The 15,230-nt window shown below is 73.5% G+C and carries 13 protein-coding genes and 1 riboswitch; of the genes, 4 read left to right on the top strand and 9 right to left on the bottom strand.

Annotated features, from left to right (window positions below):
• Positions 1–113 precede the first annotated feature (113 nt).
• The gene (locus tag ACFYVJ_RS03575) at positions 114–878 is read right to left on the bottom strand and encodes a CPBP family intramembrane glutamic endopeptidase (RefSeq protein ID WP_388886252.1); all 765 of its coding nucleotides are present in this window, start codon (positions 876–878) and stop codon (positions 114–116) included.
• Between the two features lie 101 nt (positions 879–979).
• On the opposite strand from ACFYVJ_RS03575, the gene ACFYVJ_RS03580 reads away from it, so the two are divergent.
• Entirely contained in the window at positions 980–2,746 is a 1,767-nt protein-coding gene (locus ACFYVJ_RS03580; RefSeq protein WP_388886254.1) for a substrate-binding domain-containing protein, read from the top strand.
• Positions 2,747–2,918: 172 nt separating this feature from the next.
• On the opposite strand, the gene ACFYVJ_RS03585 is transcribed toward ACFYVJ_RS03580, so the two are convergent.
• The gene (locus ACFYVJ_RS03585) at positions 2,919–4,412 is read right to left on the bottom strand and encodes a glutamate--cysteine ligase (RefSeq protein WP_388886256.1); all 1,494 of its coding nucleotides are present in this window, start codon (positions 4,410–4,412) and stop codon (positions 2,919–2,921) included.
• Between the two features lie 456 nt (positions 4,413–4,868).
• Between ACFYVJ_RS03585 and ACFYVJ_RS03590 the strand changes: the two genes are divergently transcribed.
• Both ACFYVJ_RS03590 and ACFYVJ_RS03595 read left to right on the top strand, forming a co-directional pair.
• Positions 4,869–5,453: a hypothetical protein gene (locus ACFYVJ_RS03590; RefSeq protein ID WP_388886258.1), complete on the top strand. Its 585-nt coding sequence runs from the start codon at positions 4,869–4,871 to the stop codon at positions 5,451–5,453.
• A 257-nt stretch (positions 5,454–5,710) separates the two neighbouring features.
• The gene (locus ACFYVJ_RS03595; RefSeq protein ID WP_101425852.1) at positions 5,711–5,917 is read left to right on the top strand and encodes a DUF5999 family protein; all 207 of its coding nucleotides are present in this window, start codon (positions 5,711–5,713) and stop codon (positions 5,915–5,917) included.
• Positions 5,918–6,037: 120 nt separating this feature from the next.
• Here ACFYVJ_RS03595 and gcvP read toward each other — a convergent pair whose 3' ends face one another.
• Positions 6,038–8,935 (bottom strand): aminomethyl-transferring glycine dehydrogenase, encoded by a 2,898-nt coding sequence (gene gcvP / locus ACFYVJ_RS03600; protein WP_388886260.1) that lies wholly within the window; start codon positions 8,933–8,935, stop codon positions 6,038–6,040.
• A gap of 178 nt (positions 8,936–9,113) precedes the next feature.
• Positions 9,114–9,210: riboswitch (glycine riboswitch) on the bottom strand.
• Positions 9,211–9,363: 153 nt separating this feature from the next.
• Here gcvP and ACFYVJ_RS03605 point away from each other — a divergent pair.
• Positions 9,364–9,756: a PRC-barrel domain-containing protein gene (locus ACFYVJ_RS03605; protein ID WP_388886262.1), complete on the top strand. Its 393-nt coding sequence runs from the start codon at positions 9,364–9,366 to the stop codon at positions 9,754–9,756.
• A 34-nt stretch (positions 9,757–9,790) separates the two neighbouring features.
• Here ACFYVJ_RS03605 and ACFYVJ_RS03610 read toward each other — a convergent pair whose 3' ends face one another.
• The 6 genes from ACFYVJ_RS03610 to ACFYVJ_RS03635 form a co-directional block, all read right to left on the bottom strand.
• The gene (locus ACFYVJ_RS03610) at positions 9,791–11,161 is read right to left on the bottom strand and encodes a DNA polymerase IV (protein ID WP_388886264.1); all 1,371 of its coding nucleotides are present in this window, start codon (positions 11,159–11,161) and stop codon (positions 9,791–9,793) included.
• A 115-nt stretch (positions 11,162–11,276) separates the two neighbouring features.
• A complete protein-coding gene (locus ACFYVJ_RS03615; RefSeq protein WP_388886795.1) occupies positions 11,277–11,825 on the bottom strand; it encodes a MerR family transcriptional regulator in 549 nt (182 codons plus the stop codon).
• A gap of 210 nt (positions 11,826–12,035) precedes the next feature.
• Positions 12,036–12,509, bottom strand: a complete 474-nt coding sequence (locus ACFYVJ_RS03620; protein ID WP_027769953.1) for a bifunctional nuclease family protein — start codon at positions 12,507–12,509, stop codon at positions 12,036–12,038.
• Between the two features lie 53 nt (positions 12,510–12,562).
• Complete coding sequence (locus tag ACFYVJ_RS03625; RefSeq protein WP_388886266.1) at positions 12,563–13,285, bottom strand: MerR family transcriptional regulator; 723 nt, start codon at positions 13,283–13,285, stop codon at positions 12,563–12,565.
• Between the two features lie 33 nt (positions 13,286–13,318).
• Positions 13,319–14,143 carry an FHA domain-containing protein gene (locus ACFYVJ_RS03630; protein WP_388886268.1) on the bottom strand — a complete coding sequence of 275 codons (825 nt, stop codon included), beginning with the start codon at positions 14,141–14,143 and terminating at the stop codon, positions 13,319–13,321.
• 157 nt (positions 14,144–14,300) lie between these two features.
• Entirely contained in the window at positions 14,301–15,137 is an 837-nt protein-coding gene (locus tag ACFYVJ_RS03635; protein ID WP_388886796.1) for a DUF881 domain-containing protein, read from the bottom strand.
• Positions 15,138–15,230 lie beyond the last annotated feature (93 nt).

Genomic DNA, 15,230 nt, shown 5'->3' on the forward strand with positions numbered 1-15,230 from the left:
TCTCTCCCTGCATGGGGGGCATTGGTCTAGACTTTATCTATTGTCAGACCACCGTCAAGACTGTGGAACAGGGAGAATTGACCGCCGGCACCGGCCCACCGGGCCGGAGTCGTTTATTCCGTAGGCAGCCACCCCACCTTCCCCGCCAGCAGCGCGTACCCCACGAACGCCACGATGTCGATGAAGGCGTGCGCCGCCACCAGCGGCCCGACCCGCCCCCACCGCCGGTACAGCAGGACGAACAGCACGCCCATCACCGCGTTGCCGATGAAGCCGCCGATCCCCTGGTACAGGTGGTACGTCCCGCGCAGCAGCGAGCTGGCCGCCAGCGACGCCTTCGGGGTCCAGCCCAGTTGGTCCAGCCGGCGCAGCAGATAGCCGACGACGATGACCTCCTCCACCACGGAGTTCTGCACCGCGGAGAGGATCAGCACCGGGATCTTCCACCACACGTCGGGCAGCGACTCCGGTACGACGGTCAGATTGAACCCCGCCGCCCGCGCGCCCAGGTAGAACGCCAGCCCCGTGCCGCCGACCACCGCCGCCACGGCCGCGCCCCAGCCCAGGTCGAAACGCGGCCGCCGGTGGTCGAAGCCCACCGCGCTCAGCCCGCCCGCGCGCTCGCGCACCAGCAGGTACGCCACGAGCGCCACCGGCACCAGCGCGGTCGTGATCCCGAAGAGCTGCCACGCGAGATCCAGCCACGGGCGCCCGGGCGCGGCAGAGGAGTTGAGGTTGGCCGACTGCTCCTTCAGCCCTTCTGACCGGGTCACCGAGCCGATGAAGCTGATCAGGGCCGAGACCGCGCTCGCCCCCAGGGACAGCGCCAGCACCAGCAGCGTTTCGCTGCTCAGCATCCGGCGGGACTGGTCCTGCACGCGCTCCTCCAATTGGTCAATCCCTCCCCATGGGCCCCACCGTGTCGCTAGGGTCGCGGAAAAAACACGTGACCAATATGCGGCTGTCCGGGGGGACGACCATGGGACGACACAGCTTGCCCGATGCGTACGGAACGGACGAAGCCCCGCTGCGGCGCAGCGTACGGGGCCGCACGGTGGTCATCGCGACCGCCCTCGTCCTGGCGATCGGCGCCGGAGCGCTGGTCGCCGTGCAGGCCGGGCTGCTGCCGCAGGACGACCCGTGCGCCGGCGCGGACCTCGAACTGGCCGTCGTCGCCTCGCCCGACATCGCCCCCGTCGTCCGCAAGACCGCCGAGCGCGCCCGCGCCGCCGAGCTGAAGTCGGACGGCCGCTGCCTGGACATCGAGGTGCGCGCGCGGCCCGCCGCCGAGGTCGCCCAGGCGCTGCGCAGCAAGGACACCCGGCCCGACTTCCAGGTCTGGATACCGGACTCCAGCATCTGGACGGGCATGGTCACCGCCGGCGGCGGGGGTGCGAGCATCGACGAGGTGACCCGGCTGGCCAGCTCACCCGTCGGCATGGCCGCCCTCCGGGACGGCGCCCGCAAACTCGGCTGGCCGGAGAAGACGTACGGCTGGGCCGAACTGACGGACGCCGCGCTGGGCGACGGCGCCGGCCTGCGCCTCGGCACCGCCGACCCGGCCGTGAGCGCCACCGGCGCGCTCGCGCTCACGGCGATGCACCGCGCCGGCGGCAAGGACGCGGACACCCGTACCGCCGCGACCGCCAAGCTGCTCTCCGAGCGCGTCGAGCCCGGCGACACGGCGGTGCTGGCGTCCCTCCCCGACTCCGGTCTCGACGACCCGAAGGACAACGACGCGCTGTTCCTCTCCGAGCAGGCCGCGTTCCGCCACAACGCGGGCGCGAACACGGGCGGGCGGCTCGACATGTTCTACCCGGAGGGCGGCACGGTCGCGCTCGACTACCCGTACACGATCGTCGACAACGACGCCATGGCGATGGACCGGGTCCGCGCCGCCAGCCGCTTCCAGCGGCTCCTGACCGACGCCAAGACGACCGGCCTGCTGCGCCGCCAGGGCTTCCGCTCCCCCGAGGGGCGCCTCGACGCGGACCTGGCGATGGCCGCCGGCGGCGCGGCCCCGCAGCCCTTCGACGCGCAGCCCGCGGAACCGCCGGCCCCCGACGAGGTCGCCTCGGTCCTCGGCATGTGGACCGTCACGGTGCAGAGCGCCCGGCTGACGACGGTGGTCGACGTCTCCGGCTCGATGGGCGAGCTGGTTCCCGGCGAGGCGGGCCAGACCCGGATGGACGTCACCAAGAACGCGCTCATCCAGGCGCTCTCCCAGTTCACCGGCGAGGACGAGATCGGCCTGTGGCGGTTCTCCACCCGGCTTGCGGGCGAGCAGGACTACGAGGAGGTCACCGGCACCACGCGGCTGGCCCAGCGCACCGACGACGGCACCAGCCACCGCGAGCTGCTCGCGAGCGCCTTCGGCGGCCTCCAGCCGGTGCCGGACGGTGCGACGGGCCTGTACGACACGGCGCTTGCGGCGTACGAGCGGCAGGTCAAGGAGTACGCGCCGGGCCGCTTCAACGCGGTCGTGCTGCTCACCGACGGCGCCAACGAGGACCCGGGCAGCGTCTCCGCCGCGGACCTCGCCGCGCGGCTGCGCGAGATCGCCGACCCGGAGCGGCCGGTGGGCCTGATCGCGATCGGCATCGGACCGGACGCGGACATCGAGGCGTGCGGGCGGATCGCGGAGGCGGTCGGGGGCGAGTCGTACCGGGTGACGGACCCGAAGGAGATCCACGCGGTGCTGCTGCGGGCGGTGACCGACGCCGGCGCGAAGGCGGCGCTGTCCTGAGCCGTACGGGCCGGGGCGCAGCCCGCAGACGCCGGGACGCTGCCCGTACGCCCCGAAGCCCGGGCCGAAACGGCCCGCAGCACCGCCCGTACGCCCCGGGGCGCAGGCCGTACGCGCACCGGCACCGGCGCCGCGCGCCCGGCCAGCCGCCTGCCCGCCGCCGCGCCCCGCGTCAGTCCACCGGCCAGCGGTGCACCGGCTCCTCCGTGCGCGTCAGCTCCACGTAGCGCCGCGTCATCTCCGCGAGCGCCGCCCCCCGGTCCAGCCCGCGCCCCAGCGCCCGGTGGAACGCCGCCGACTGCCACGACGCCCCGTTGACCCGCCGCCGGCAGCGCTCCTCGATGACCCCGAGGTAGCGGTCGCGATCGGCCGGGTCGACGCCCCAGGCGTCCAGCCCGGAGGCGGCCATGGGCAGCAGTTCGTCCCGTACGAGCTTCGCCACCGGCACCCGCGCCACCCCGCCGAGCCGCCGCCGTCCCGGCCACACGAGCGTGGCGTCGATGCCGTCCCGGCAGGCGGCGGCGAAGTTGGCCGCCGCGCCGTCGAAGGGCAGCCGGCCCCAGACGGGCCGCTGCTCGTCGGCGAGGGTGCGTACGAGGCCGTAGTAGAACGCCGCGTTGGCGACGACGTCGGTCACGGTCGGGCCCGCGGGCAGCACCCGGTTCTCGACCCGCAGGTGCGGGACGCCGCCGGCGATGTCGTACACGGGCCGGTTCCAGCGGTAGACGGTGCCGTTGTGCAGCACCAGTTCCGACAGCTCCGGCACCCCGCCCTCGTCCAGGAGGCGCAGCGGGTCCTCCGCGGCGCAGAGCGGCAGCAGCGAGGGGAAGTAGCGGAGGTTCTCCTCGAACAGCTCCAGCGGCTCGGTGATCCAGCGCTCGCCGAACCAGACGCGCGGGCGCACGCCCTGCGCGCGGTACTCCGGCGGCCGGGTGTCGGTGGCCTGGAGGAACAGCTCGGGCCGCGACTCGCTGAGCAGCTCCCGGCCGAAGACGAACGGCGCGTTGGCGCCGAGCGCGACCTGCACGGCCGCCGCCGCCTGCGAGGCGTTCCAGACGTCGGCGAACCGGTTGGGCGTGACCTGGAGATGCATCTGCACGGAGGTGCACGCGGCCTCGGAGGCGATGGAGCCGGTGGTGTACGTCAGCTCCTCCACACCGTGCATGTCCAGGTGGATCTCCTCGCCGCGGGCCGCGAGGATCTGCTCGTTGAGCCGGTGGAAGCGGTCGACCTCGGAGAGGTTGGCGGAGACCAGGTCGGCGGCGGTGAGCGTCGGCAGGATGCCGATCATCACGATCCCCGCGCCCACTTCGCGCGCCTGCCGGTCGGCGTACCACAGCCCGGTGCGCAGCTCCTCCGCGAGCTGGTCGAACACCCGGTCGGCGAGCCGGTGGGGCGCGATGTTGACTTCCAGGTTGAACTGGGCCAGCTCGGTCTGGAAGTCGGGGCTGGCGATGCGCTCCAGCACTTCCGTGTTCATCATGCGCGGCATGCCGTCCGCACCGACGAGATTCAATTCGATCTCCAGCCCCATCAGATTCTGCGGGCGGTCGAATCTCTTCTCCTCCAGCAGGCGCTCCAGCCCCACGAGACACTCGCGGAGCCGCTGCCGATAGCGGTGGCGGTCGGACAGGTCGAACCCGCCGGCCACGACCTTCTCGCCCATCGAGGTTCCTCCTCGGCTCGGCTGCCAGGGATGATGCCCAGGCGCGGGTACCCTGACGCCCGCAGCCGCCGTATCGTCGGCTACGCTGGCCGCCCGCGCCGGACGGCATCGTTCCGACTGCACACCGCCGGCGCGCGGCGCACGGACCGCCGACTGGTCGCAATCACCGGCGAGATCCGGCCGACCCCGGGTGCCGGCCGTTACCGCGCCCGTCAGGCGATTCTCGCTGATGTTCCGGAAAGACCAGCGGATATTCGACCGAGAATCCTCTTGCGGAATTCACCCGGACGGCCAGGCGGAAGGACTTCCACCGGTAGTCGTATAAAATTCGCGAACGAGGCAGAGAGTTGGCGCCCCCTTGCACGGATGCGGTCCCCTCTGGCCCCGCTAGCAGACAGCGCCGTCCGCATCTTGCCCCCTGCTCTGCTCCACGTCTGTCGAAGGTAGGCGACCCCTATGCCGATCAGCGTCCTTACGCCCCCCTCCCCGGCTCTGCGCAGCGTCAACGCCGCGCTGAAGTCCCCGACGGCGGTGCGCGGGACCCGTGCGCTCGCACCGGCGTCGGGGAGCCCGGCGGACGCGACGGACGCGCTGCCCGTCCACGTACTGGACGAGGTCGGCGCCGCGGCCGGCACACCGCACGCGGCGCTCACCGGCTGGCGGTTCCACCTCGCCGCCGAGGGCCGGGTCGTCGCCGCCGCGGAGGCGCGGATCACCCCGGACGGCTGGGCGTTCTCGCACTTCTCCGAGGGCCCGTACGTCGCCTCCACCCAACGCGCCCTGCGCCAGGCCGAGTCGCTGCCCACCCTGCTGCAGCCCCGGCTGCTGTCCGTCCCCGAGCTGTACATGGTGACGCTCTGGCTGCGCGCCGACGCCACCGCGCCGGCCGAGTCGGGCACGGTCGACCCGGCGGACCTGCTGGTGCCGCTGGCGCCCGCGCCGCCCGGCATCAGGGCCCACCGCGCGGTCCGCGCCGGCGACCTGCTCCCTGCGCTGCGCGACCGGCTGGCGGGCGCGCGGCTCCTCGGCTCCTCCGCCTGATCACGGCGAGGTCACGGTCTGATCACCGCTGTGGACTAGTCCACTCCCGGCCGGTGCACCCCCCGAAAGGATGGTCTGGCACCGAGCAACCGCCCGCGAGGGTGATGCGTCTTCTGCCCCGGAGACCACCTGCCGGTAAATCCCTGCGAATTGACGCGCGCAGGGGAACACTGGTTGCGGAACGAGTCGACACGGGGGCGGCGATGACATCTGCAGACCGCAGGACCGAGACCACGAAACGGCGAGAGTACCCAGCCATGTGCCAGCACCAGCCACCCTGTCCCACCGCCCAGTCCACCGACCGGGAGGCGGCGCGCCCGGTGGCGAACCACCCGGAGCAGGGCTGGAGCCTGCTCTGCAACGGCGTTCTGCTGTTCGAGGACACCGGCGAGCTGCTGCCCGACGGCCGGATCATCGCGCCGCACCGGCCGCCGAACGCCGACGACGTGACCGCCGCGGCCTGACCTGCCCGGGCGGCGGCCAGGGCCGCCGTCCGCCGGTCGCCGCGGCCGTCCACCGGCCCCGCACGCCACCGGCCCGGCGCGGGGGCGCCGGGCCGGGTGCGTGACGCGCGCGGGCGTACGTCAGGCGTCGTACTCGTCCAACGGGGGGCACGAGCACACCAGGTTCCGATCGCCGTAGGCGCCGTCGATCCGGCGCACCGGCGGCCAGTACTTGTCCGCGGGCGTCACCCCGGCCGGGAAGACGGCCTCCTCGCGCCCGTACGGGTGCTTCCACTCCCCCGCGAGCTGCGCCGCGGTGTGCGGCGCACCGACCAGCGGGTTGTCGTCCTTGTCCCACTCCCCTGTACCGACCCGCTCGATCTCCCGCCGGATCGCGATCATGGCCTCGCAGAACCGGTCGAGTTCGCTCAGGTTCTCGCTCTCGGTCGGCTCGATCATCAGCGTCCCGGCCACCGGGAACGACATCGTCGGGGCGTGGAAGCCGTAGTCGATCAGCCGCTTGGCGACGTCGTCGATGGACACGCCGGTCGCCTTGGTCAGCGGCCGTACGTCGACGATGCACTCGTGCGCGACGAGCCCGCCGGGACCCGCGTACAGCACCGGGAAGTGCGGCTCCAGCCGCTTGGCCACGTAATTGGCGCCCAGCACCGCGACCTGGCTGGCGCGGCGCAGCCCGTCCTCGCCCATGAGCTTCATGTACGCCCACGAGATCGGCAGGATCCCGGCCGAGCCCCACGGCGCCGCCGAGACCGGGCCCACGCCCGTCTCGGGGCCCGCGGCGGGCTGCAGCGGGTGGTTCGGCAGGTACGGGGCCAGGTGCTCCCGGACCGCGACCGGGCCGACACCGGGACCGCCGCCGCCGTGCGGGATGCAGAACGTCTTGTGCAGGTTGAGGTGCGAGACGTCGCCGCCGAACTTCCCGGGGCCCGCGAGACCGACGAGCGCGTTGAGGTTGGCGCCGTCCACGTACACCTGGCCGCCGGCGGCGTGCACGGCGTCGCAGATCTCCGTGATGTGCTCCTCGAACACGCCGTGCGTCGAGGGGTAGGTGACCATGAGCACGGCCAGCTCGTCGCCGTGCTGCCCGATCTTCGCGCGCAGGTCCTCCGCGTCGACCTCGCCGTTCTCGGCGGTCTTCACGACCACGACCTTCATGCCGGCCATCACCGCGGAGGCGGCGTTGGTGCCGTGGGCGGAGGACGGGATGAGGCAGACGGTGCGGCGCTCGTCGCCGTTGGCGCGGTGGTACGCCCGTACGGCCAGCAGGCCCGCCAGTTCGCCCTGCGATCCGGCGTTGGGCTGCAGGGAGACCTTGTCGTAGCCGGTGACGGCGGCCAGGCCCTCCTCCAGCTCGCGGATGAGGGTCAGATAGCCCGCGGCCTGGTCGGCGGGCGCGAAGGGGTGCAGCCCGGCGAACTCGGGCCAGGTGACGGCCTCCATCTCGGCGGTCGCGTTCAGCTTCATCGTGCAGGAACCGAGCGGGATCATGCCGCGGTCCAGCGCGTAGTCCCGGTCGGCGAGCGTGCGCAGGTAGCGCAGCAGGGCGGTCTCGGAGCGGTGCCGGTGGAAGACCGGGTGGGTCAGGTACTCGTCCGTGCGCAGCAGCCCGGCGGGCAGCGCGTCGTCGGTGGCGGCGTCCAGCTCACCGACGTCCCGGCCGGTGACGCCGAAGGCGTCCCAGACGACGGCCAGGTGGTCGCGGACGGTGGTCTCGTCACAGGAGATGCCGACGTGGTCGGCGTCGGCGAGGCGGAGGTTGACGCCGGCGTTGCGGGCGCGGGCGGTCACCTCGGCGGCCCGGCCGGGGACGCGGACGGTGACGGTGTCGAAGAACGCGTCGTGCACCACGTCGGCGCCGCCGGCCCGCAGCCCCGCGGCGAGTATCGAGGCGAAGCGGTGGGTGCGCCGGGCGATGGCCGCCAGGCCCTCGGGGCCGTGGTAGACGGCGTACATCGAGGCCATCACCGCGAGCAGCACCTGCGCGGTACAGATGTTGCTGGTGGCCCTCTCGCGGCGGATGTGCTGCTCGCGCGTCTGGAGGGCCAGCCGGTACGCCTGCGCGCCGTCCGCGTCCTTGGAGACGCCGACGAGCCGCCCCGGCAGGCTGCGCGCGAACTTCTCGCGTACGGACATGTAGCCGGCGTGCGGCCCGCCGAAGCCCATCGGGACCCCGAACCGCTGGCTGGAGCCGACCGCGATGTCGGCGCCGAGCGCCCCGGGCGAGGTCAGCAGGGTGAGCGCGAGGAGGTCGGCGGCGACGGTGACGACGGCGCCCAGCTCGTGCGCCCGCTCGATGACGGGCGCGAGGTCCCGTACGGCACCGGAGGCACCCGGGTACTGCAGCAGCACGCCGAAGACGCCGCGCTCTGCCGCCTCCGCGGGGATGCCGCCGGCGAGGTCCGCGACGACGACCTCGACGCCGGTCGGCTCGGCGCGGGTGCGCAGCACGGCGACGGTCTGCGGCAGGGTGTCGGCGTCGACCAGGAAGACGCCGTCCTTGACCTTGCCGACGCGCCGGGACAGGGCCATCGCCTCGGCGGCGGCCGTGCCCTCGTCGAGCAGCGAGGCGCCGGCGGTGGGCAGCCCGGTGAGGTCGGAGACGACGGTCTGGAAGTTGAGCAGCGCCTCCAGCCGGCCCTGGGAGATCTCGGGCTGGTACGGGGTGTACGCCGTGTACCAGGCGGGGTTCTCCATGACGTTGCGCAGGATGACGGGCGGCGTGTGGGTGCCGTGGTAGCCGAGTCCGATCATGGAGGTGAGCACCTCGTTGCGCGCCGCCAGCCCGCGCAGCTCGGCAAGCACCCCGGCCTCGGAGCGGGCCGGGGGCAGCGCGAACGCGCCGGTGCCCTTGATCGGGCCGGGTACGGCGGCCTCCGTCAGCTCGTCCAGCGAGCCGTAGCCGACCTGGGCGAGCATCTTGGCCCGGTCACCCGCGTCCGGTCCTATGTGGCGCTGCTCGAAGGGCGTGCCGCGCTCCAGGTCGGACAGCGGGATGCGGTGGGCGTTCGTCTCGGACAAAGGGGCCTCCTGGTCGCGCGGACCTTCGCGGATGCCCCTGGGCCGGGCACCCGTACGGCCTCCCCCTCTGTCATCCGGACCTGAGAGCTTCACCGGCACGCCCTGACCGGGCGCGGCGCGGCTTGCACCGTCGGTGAGGAAGGGCCGCACTGCGGCCCGCCCTGCTTTCCAGAGTGACCTCGTCCGTGCGGTACGGGGGCCTGAGAGATTCCGGGGAGGAGTTGCTCCTTCGGCGCCTCCGGCTGGCGGGCGGAGGACTCTCCCGCACGGGGTCTGCAGCCACGATCAGCGTACCAGCGCGCGCCCCCGCGCATCCCGGCGCGGGCACCCGCTCCCCTGCGCCCCGGGCGGCGCCTGCCGAGTGGCCGCGGGGCCTGTTGTGCCGTTACGTGGAGGCAGCGGAGCTGTGACGAGAAGTGGGAGGCACCGTGCAGACCGACATCGACCCCCGGAGCCTGATCGGCGTGCGCGCGTACGACAGCAACGGCGACAAGCTCGGGACCGTCGACGAGGTGTACCTCGACGACGCCACCGGCGCCCCGCAGTGGGCGGCGCTGCGCACGGGCCTGTTCCACCGGGACGCGTTCGTGCCGCTGGGGCCGAGCGAGCTGGCGGACGAGGGGCTGCGGGTGCCGTTCGAACGGGAGCTGATCAAGGACGCGCCGGACTTCGGCGTGGGCCGGCACCTCTCCCCCGCGCAGGAGCTCCAGCTCTACCACCACTACGGCATGACGCTGCCGCCGGACGTCGCCAAGACCCATCCGCAGCAGCGGCCGCCGCGGGACCGGGACTTCGGCGAGGTCGCCGGCTCCGACGACTGACCGGCTGCCGCCGGCCGCCGCCGGGCGTCGGGCCTCAGCCGCGCGGCACCAGCGGCAGCGGGTCCGCCGGCTCCAGCGCCGGGTCGTCCGCGGCGAACGTACGCACCCGCCCGGGCTTCGAGCCCGGCACCTCGAACCGCACCGTGACCCGCCCGACGCCGCTGCCCTGCACCCAGCCGGGGCCGTGGTCCGCGTGCCGCACGTCCAGCCCCGGCAGCCACCGCGGCGCGGCCGGCTCCGGCTCCGCGGGGGCGGGCGGCGGGGGCGGGCCTGAAGGCGGCAGCGCCACCGGGCCGTCGGCGTCCACCGGCCCGTGCCGCGCCTCCGGCGCCTGGCCGGCCTGCGCGAACAGGTCTTCCTGTGTGAAGTCCGCGAGCCCGCTCACGCCGACACCCAGCAGCCGCACGCCCGCGGTCGTCTCCACGCCGTCCAGCAGCCGCAGCGCCGCCTCGGTGACCACGGCGGGGTCGTCGGTGGGCCCGCGCAGGGTCTCGGAGCGGGTGAGGGTGGAGAAGTCGTACCGCCGGACCTTGAGGACCACCGTGCGGCCGGAGCGCCCCGCCCCGCGCAGCCGCGTCACGCACCGCCGCGCCAGCCGCTCGACCTCGGTGCGGATGCGGACCCGGTCGGTGAGGTCGACGTCGAAGGTGTCCTCGACGGAGACGGACTTGGTGTCCCGGTCCGCGACCACCGGCCGCTCGTCCAGGCCCAGCGCCATCACGTGGATCCCGGTGCCGTGCGCCTTGCCCAGCAGCCGCACCATCTCGTCCTCGCCGGCGTCCGTGACCTCACCGACCGTGGTGATCCCGGCCCTGCGCAAGGTGTCCGCCGTCGCCGGGCCCACGCCCGGCAGCGTGCGCACGTTCATCGGCCCCAGCAGCGCCCGCTCGCCGCCCGGCGGGACCACGACGAGCCCGTCCGGCTTGGCCAGCTCCGAGGCGACCTTGGCGAGCATCTTGGACGCGGCGAGCCCGACGGACCCGGTGAGGCTCGTGGCGGCACGGATGTCGGCGCGGAGCCGGCGCGCCACGCCCCGTAGCGCCGCCTCCTGCGCGGGCGTGCCGCCGGCTTCCAGGTCGACGAACGCCTCGTCCAGGCTCAGCGGCTCCACCAGCGGCGACAGCTCCCCGAGCAGCGCCATGACCTGACCGCTGACCTGCTGGTAGAGCCGGAAGCGGGGGATGAGGAACGCGGCGTTCGGGCAGAGCCGGCGGGCCATGCCCATCGCCATCGCCGAGTGCACCCCGAAGACCCGGGCCTCGTACGACGCGGTGGCCACCACGCCGCGCGGCCCGAGGCCGCCGACGATCACTGCCTTGCCCTTGAGGCTCGGCTTGGCGGCCTGCTCGACGGCGGCGTAGAACGCGTCCATGTCCAGGTGCAGGACTGACGGCGCGCTTCTCACACGGTGATGGTCCCCCATGGGTACGACATCGGCCCCGCAACGGCCGTCAGGCGGCCGTGACGGGGCGGTACGGGCCGGAGCACGGGCGCTGCCGGCGAGGGGCCGTACGAGGGCGTCAGCCGGCGCGGCTGCGGCGGCGCGCCAGCTCGTCGGCGGCGTTGTGCCCGACCAGCGTCTCGCCGGTGTCGACGCGCTCCGCGTGCAACTGCGCGAGGGCCGCCTGCACGTCGCTCCAGACGACGCCGACGGCGATGCCGAAGATCCCCTGGCCGCCCTGGAGCAGCTCGACGACCTCGTCGGGTGACGTGCACTCGTAGACCGTGGCGCCGTCGCTGATGAGGGTCATCCGCCGCAGCTCGGCCGGATCCGTGGCGCGCAGGTGGCCGACGGCCGTCCTGATGCTCTGCAGCGAGACCCCGGCGTCCAGCAGCCGCTTGACGATCTTGAGGACGACGACGTCGTGGGAGCCGTAGAGCCGCTGGGCGCCCGAGCCGCTCGCGGGGCGGACGCTCGGCTCGACCAGGCCCGTACGGGCCCAGTAATCGAGCTGGCGGTACGTGATGCCGGCCGCGGCGCACGCCGCCGGTCCCCGGTAGCCGACCTCGTCCGGGTCCGCGGACGCGGCCCGTGGCCGCCTCGCGGGCTCCACGCCGTGCCCGTACAGCGGAACAGCTCCGCCCCCACCGGCCGATCTCCCGCCGCCCGTGACCACCACGCCGACCTCCCGCTCCCTGACCTGCCTCCCGACGGTAGGCAGTCGCCCCGGGCGCGTCAACGAACGCCACACGGGGCACGCCGGGTGCTCATCACCCTACGGGTGGTTTGCCGACGGCGCCCGGACGGTAGGCCCGGGTGGGCTACCGCTGGGCGGCTCTCACTGGGGATTCGTTCCGAAGTCCTCGGGCGTGATCTGGTCGAGGAACTCGCGGAACTTCTCCACCTCGTCCTCCTGCTCGTCCGGGATCGAGATCCCCGCGTCGTTGAGCACGCCCTCGCTGCCGTAGATCGGCGTGCCGGTGCGCAGCGCGAGCGCGATGGCGTCGGAGGGGCGGGCGCTCACCTCGGCGCCGCCGGAGAACACCAGCTCGGCGTAGAACACGCCCTCCCGCAGATCGGTGATCCGGACCTCGGACAGCTCCTGGCCGACCGCTTCCAGCACGTTCTTGAACAGGTCATGCGTCAGCGGGCGCGCGGGGGTCATGCCCTGCTGCGCGAAGGCGATCGCCGTCGCCTCCCCAGGACCGATCCAGATGGGGAGGTACCGGTCGCCGCCCACTTCACGCAGGAGAACGATCGGTTGGTTCGAGGGCATTTCCACCCGGACACCCACAACGTCGAGCTCGTTCACACAGCAACCCTAGGCCGACCCCGGCGGTTTTGGGTAGTCGAGCACGGGACCGGTCAGTTGCCGGCGACCCGCAGTGAGGACCGTACGAGGGTCGTGTGCAGCCGCGCGGACAGCTCGATCAGCCGTTCGGCGGTGGATTCCGCGTGGGCCCGCGTCTGCGGGCTGCGGTGCCGCCGCAGCGGGCCGATGACCTGTTCGACGAGGCCGGCCTCGCGGTCCGCGGCGGCCTTGAGGCCGCGCAGGTGGCGCGCCTGCAGCCCGTAGCTGCCCAGTTCGGCCACGAGACGGGCGACGGCGGCCGCGTCCGCGTCGTAGAGCCCGTCGGCGTCCGCGGCGACCAGACCGAATTCTTCCCAGGACGCCAGCTCGGCCTCGCCGACGGCGGCGGTGCGCAGCAGCGTCTCCCGGTCGATACGGGGATCGTGCGGGGCCTCCGCGGCGGCGGAGGCCCCGGCGCCGGAGCCGGCCACCGAGTCGGCGTCCAACTGCTCGCGGATGACCTTGAGCGGCAGGTAGTGATCCCGCTGCATGCGCAGGATCCGGGCCAGCCGCTCGACGTCCGCGGCGCCGAACTTGCGGTAGCCGCCCGGCGAGCGCTTCGGCTCCACCAGGCCCTCCGACTCCAGGAAGCGGATCTTGGAGATGGTGACCTCGGGAAACTCCTCGCGGAGCACGGCGAGGACGCCCCCGATGCTCAACTGCCGGTCGCGCGCCCGGCGTCGGTCCGGCCGGTCCGCTTCCGGAGCGGCGGTGCCGCCCCTCGGGGTGTCGCCCATCGCTTCCGTCCCGTGGTCGTGTGCTCCCCGCCGTCAGGCGGCGCGCCGGCTGGCGAAGAACACCAGCCGGAACTTTCCGATCTGCACCTCGTCCCCGCTGGTCAGCTCGAACTCGTCGATCCGCTCGCGGTTGACGTACGTGCCGTTGAGGCTGCCGACGTCGGCGACCGAGAACCGGCCGTCAGGGCTCCGGCGGAACTCCACGTGCCGCCGGGAGACCGTGACGTCGTCCAGGAAGATGTCGCTCTGCGGGTGGCGCCCGACGGTGGTCAGCTCGCTGTCCAGCAGGAAGCGGGCCCCGGAGTTGGGGCCGCGGCGGACGACGAGCAGCGCGGAGCCGGGCGGCAGCGCGTCGACGGCCGCCTGCGCCTCGGGCGACAGCGGCGGCAGCGTCTGCCCGCCGCTGGCGACCTCGGCCTCGTATGCCTCGATGCCCGAGATGGAGATCGTGGTGGTGGTCTCCGAGGGACGCTCGGCCACGCCGGCCCGCAGCGGGGCGCCGCAGTTGGAGCAGAACCGGCTCGCCTGGGCGTTCCGGGCCCCGCACCTGTTGCATACCGGCAGGTCCATGGACTGTGCCTCCTGCTGCGGAGCGCCCGCAGCGGCGTCGGGCGGATGCGAGCCGGGGGCGAACCCTCCACCCGCACTTGAGGTTGATGGTTCCCCGAAACCTATGCGGCCCGATGCGGCAGGGTCAACATAAGACTCGCCCTGACCACCCGAAATGTCGCCGGGCGGCGGAGGCGCCTGATCCCGGTACAAGGCGCGCTCGCCGGCCTCGCCGCCCTGGGACGCGGCGCGGTGCCGGCCCGGCCGATCCGCCGAGCCCCTCCCGAACAACTTAGCGAACAACTTCACGGGCGTTTTCCCCTTGACCGTCGGACAGGCCCGTGCTCGAGCAGGTCACTCGACACGCGCATCAGCGGCACCGGACATTCACTGAACGTCCACAACCCCCGGACAGTTTCCCTTACGCGACCGCAGTCGATACGTCGACCCCCCCGTAACCTCGGGGTCACGACGACGACCGAGCGTAGTCAGGCCGCTTCTCCCGCCGCAAGGCGTCCACGAGGACCGTGTCCCGGGGCTCGATGGACACCGTAGCCTGCTCCTCCTCCATGGTCTGAACCACCCCACCGGGGATGTTCAGCGCGGGCTCCAGATCCTCGGCCCGGCCGATCACGCGGAAGACGTACGGCTGGGAGACGCGGCGGCCGTCGATCGCCACGTCGCTCTCCCCCGCGTCGGCGAAGTGCGTACCCGCGACGACGCGTACGCCGTTGATCTGGATCGCCTCCGCACCGGCGGCGCGCAGCTCCTGGATCGTGTCCAGCAGCATGTCCGCCTCGACGGCCCCCTCGGGGCCACGGACGGTGATCTCGATGCCGGGGCCCTCGGCGGCGACCGTGCCGGCCAGCACGCCGAGCTGGCGCTCCTTGGCCTCCGTCTGGCGGCGCGCCTCCTCCGCCTGGTCGGAGCTGTTCTCCAGCTCCGCCTTCTGGTCCTCCAGCCGCTCCCGCTCGTCCTCCAGCCGCTTGGTGCGGTCGTCGAGCTCGTCGAGGATCCGTACGAGGTCCTCCTGGCGGGCGCCGCGCAGCGCGCTGGACTCGCCGGTGGAGCGGACCTGGATGGCCAGGCCCAGGCCGAGGACGAACAGCAGCAGGGCGACGATCAGTTGCGAGCGGGTCAGCCGGAGCGGCCACACGGCGTCGACCAGGCGGCGCCGTCCCGCGCCGAGCTCCGGCTCGGGCGCGGCGGGCGGCTCGGGCGGCGCGGAGCGCTCGGCGGGGGCCGTGCGCTCGGGCTGCTGAGGGGGCCCGGGGAGCTGCGGCGCGGGCGGCCGCCGCTGCATGGGCGGACGCTGCTGCGGCGCCGGGGGGCGCGGCTGGCCGGAGGGCCGCTGCGGGCCCGGAGGCTGCTGTCGACCCGCGGGAGGCTGCTGTCC

The sequence above is a fragment of the Streptomyces sp. NPDC004134 genome (genome assembly GCF_042874195.1).
Classification (GTDB): Bacteria; Actinomycetota; Actinomycetes; order Streptomycetales; family Streptomycetaceae; genus Streptomyces.

Bases quoted from the DNA above. Each gene is read 5' to 3' on its own strand.
- ACFYVJ_RS03585 (WP_388886256.1), bottom strand. From the start codon at position 4,412: ATGGGCGAGAAGGTCGTGGCCGGCGGGTTCGACCTGTCCGACCGCCAC.
- ACFYVJ_RS03635 (WP_388886796.1), bottom strand. From the start codon at position 15,137: ATGCAGCGGCGGCCGCCCGCGCCGCAGCTCCCCGGGCCCCCTCAGCAG.
- ACFYVJ_RS03590 (WP_388886258.1), top strand. From the start codon at position 4,869: ATGCCGATCAGCGTCCTTACGCCCCCCTCCCCGGCTCTGCGCAGCGTC.
- ACFYVJ_RS03580 (WP_388886254.1), top strand. From the start codon at position 980: ATGGGACGACACAGCTTGCCCGATGCGTACGGAACGGACGAAGCCCCG.
- ACFYVJ_RS03595 (WP_101425852.1), top strand. From the start codon at position 5,711: ATGTGCCAGCACCAGCCACCCTGTCCCACCGCCCAGTCCACCGACCGG.
- ACFYVJ_RS03625 (WP_388886266.1), bottom strand. From the start codon at position 13,285: ATGGGCGACACCCCGAGGGGCGGCACCGCCGCTCCGGAAGCGGACCGG.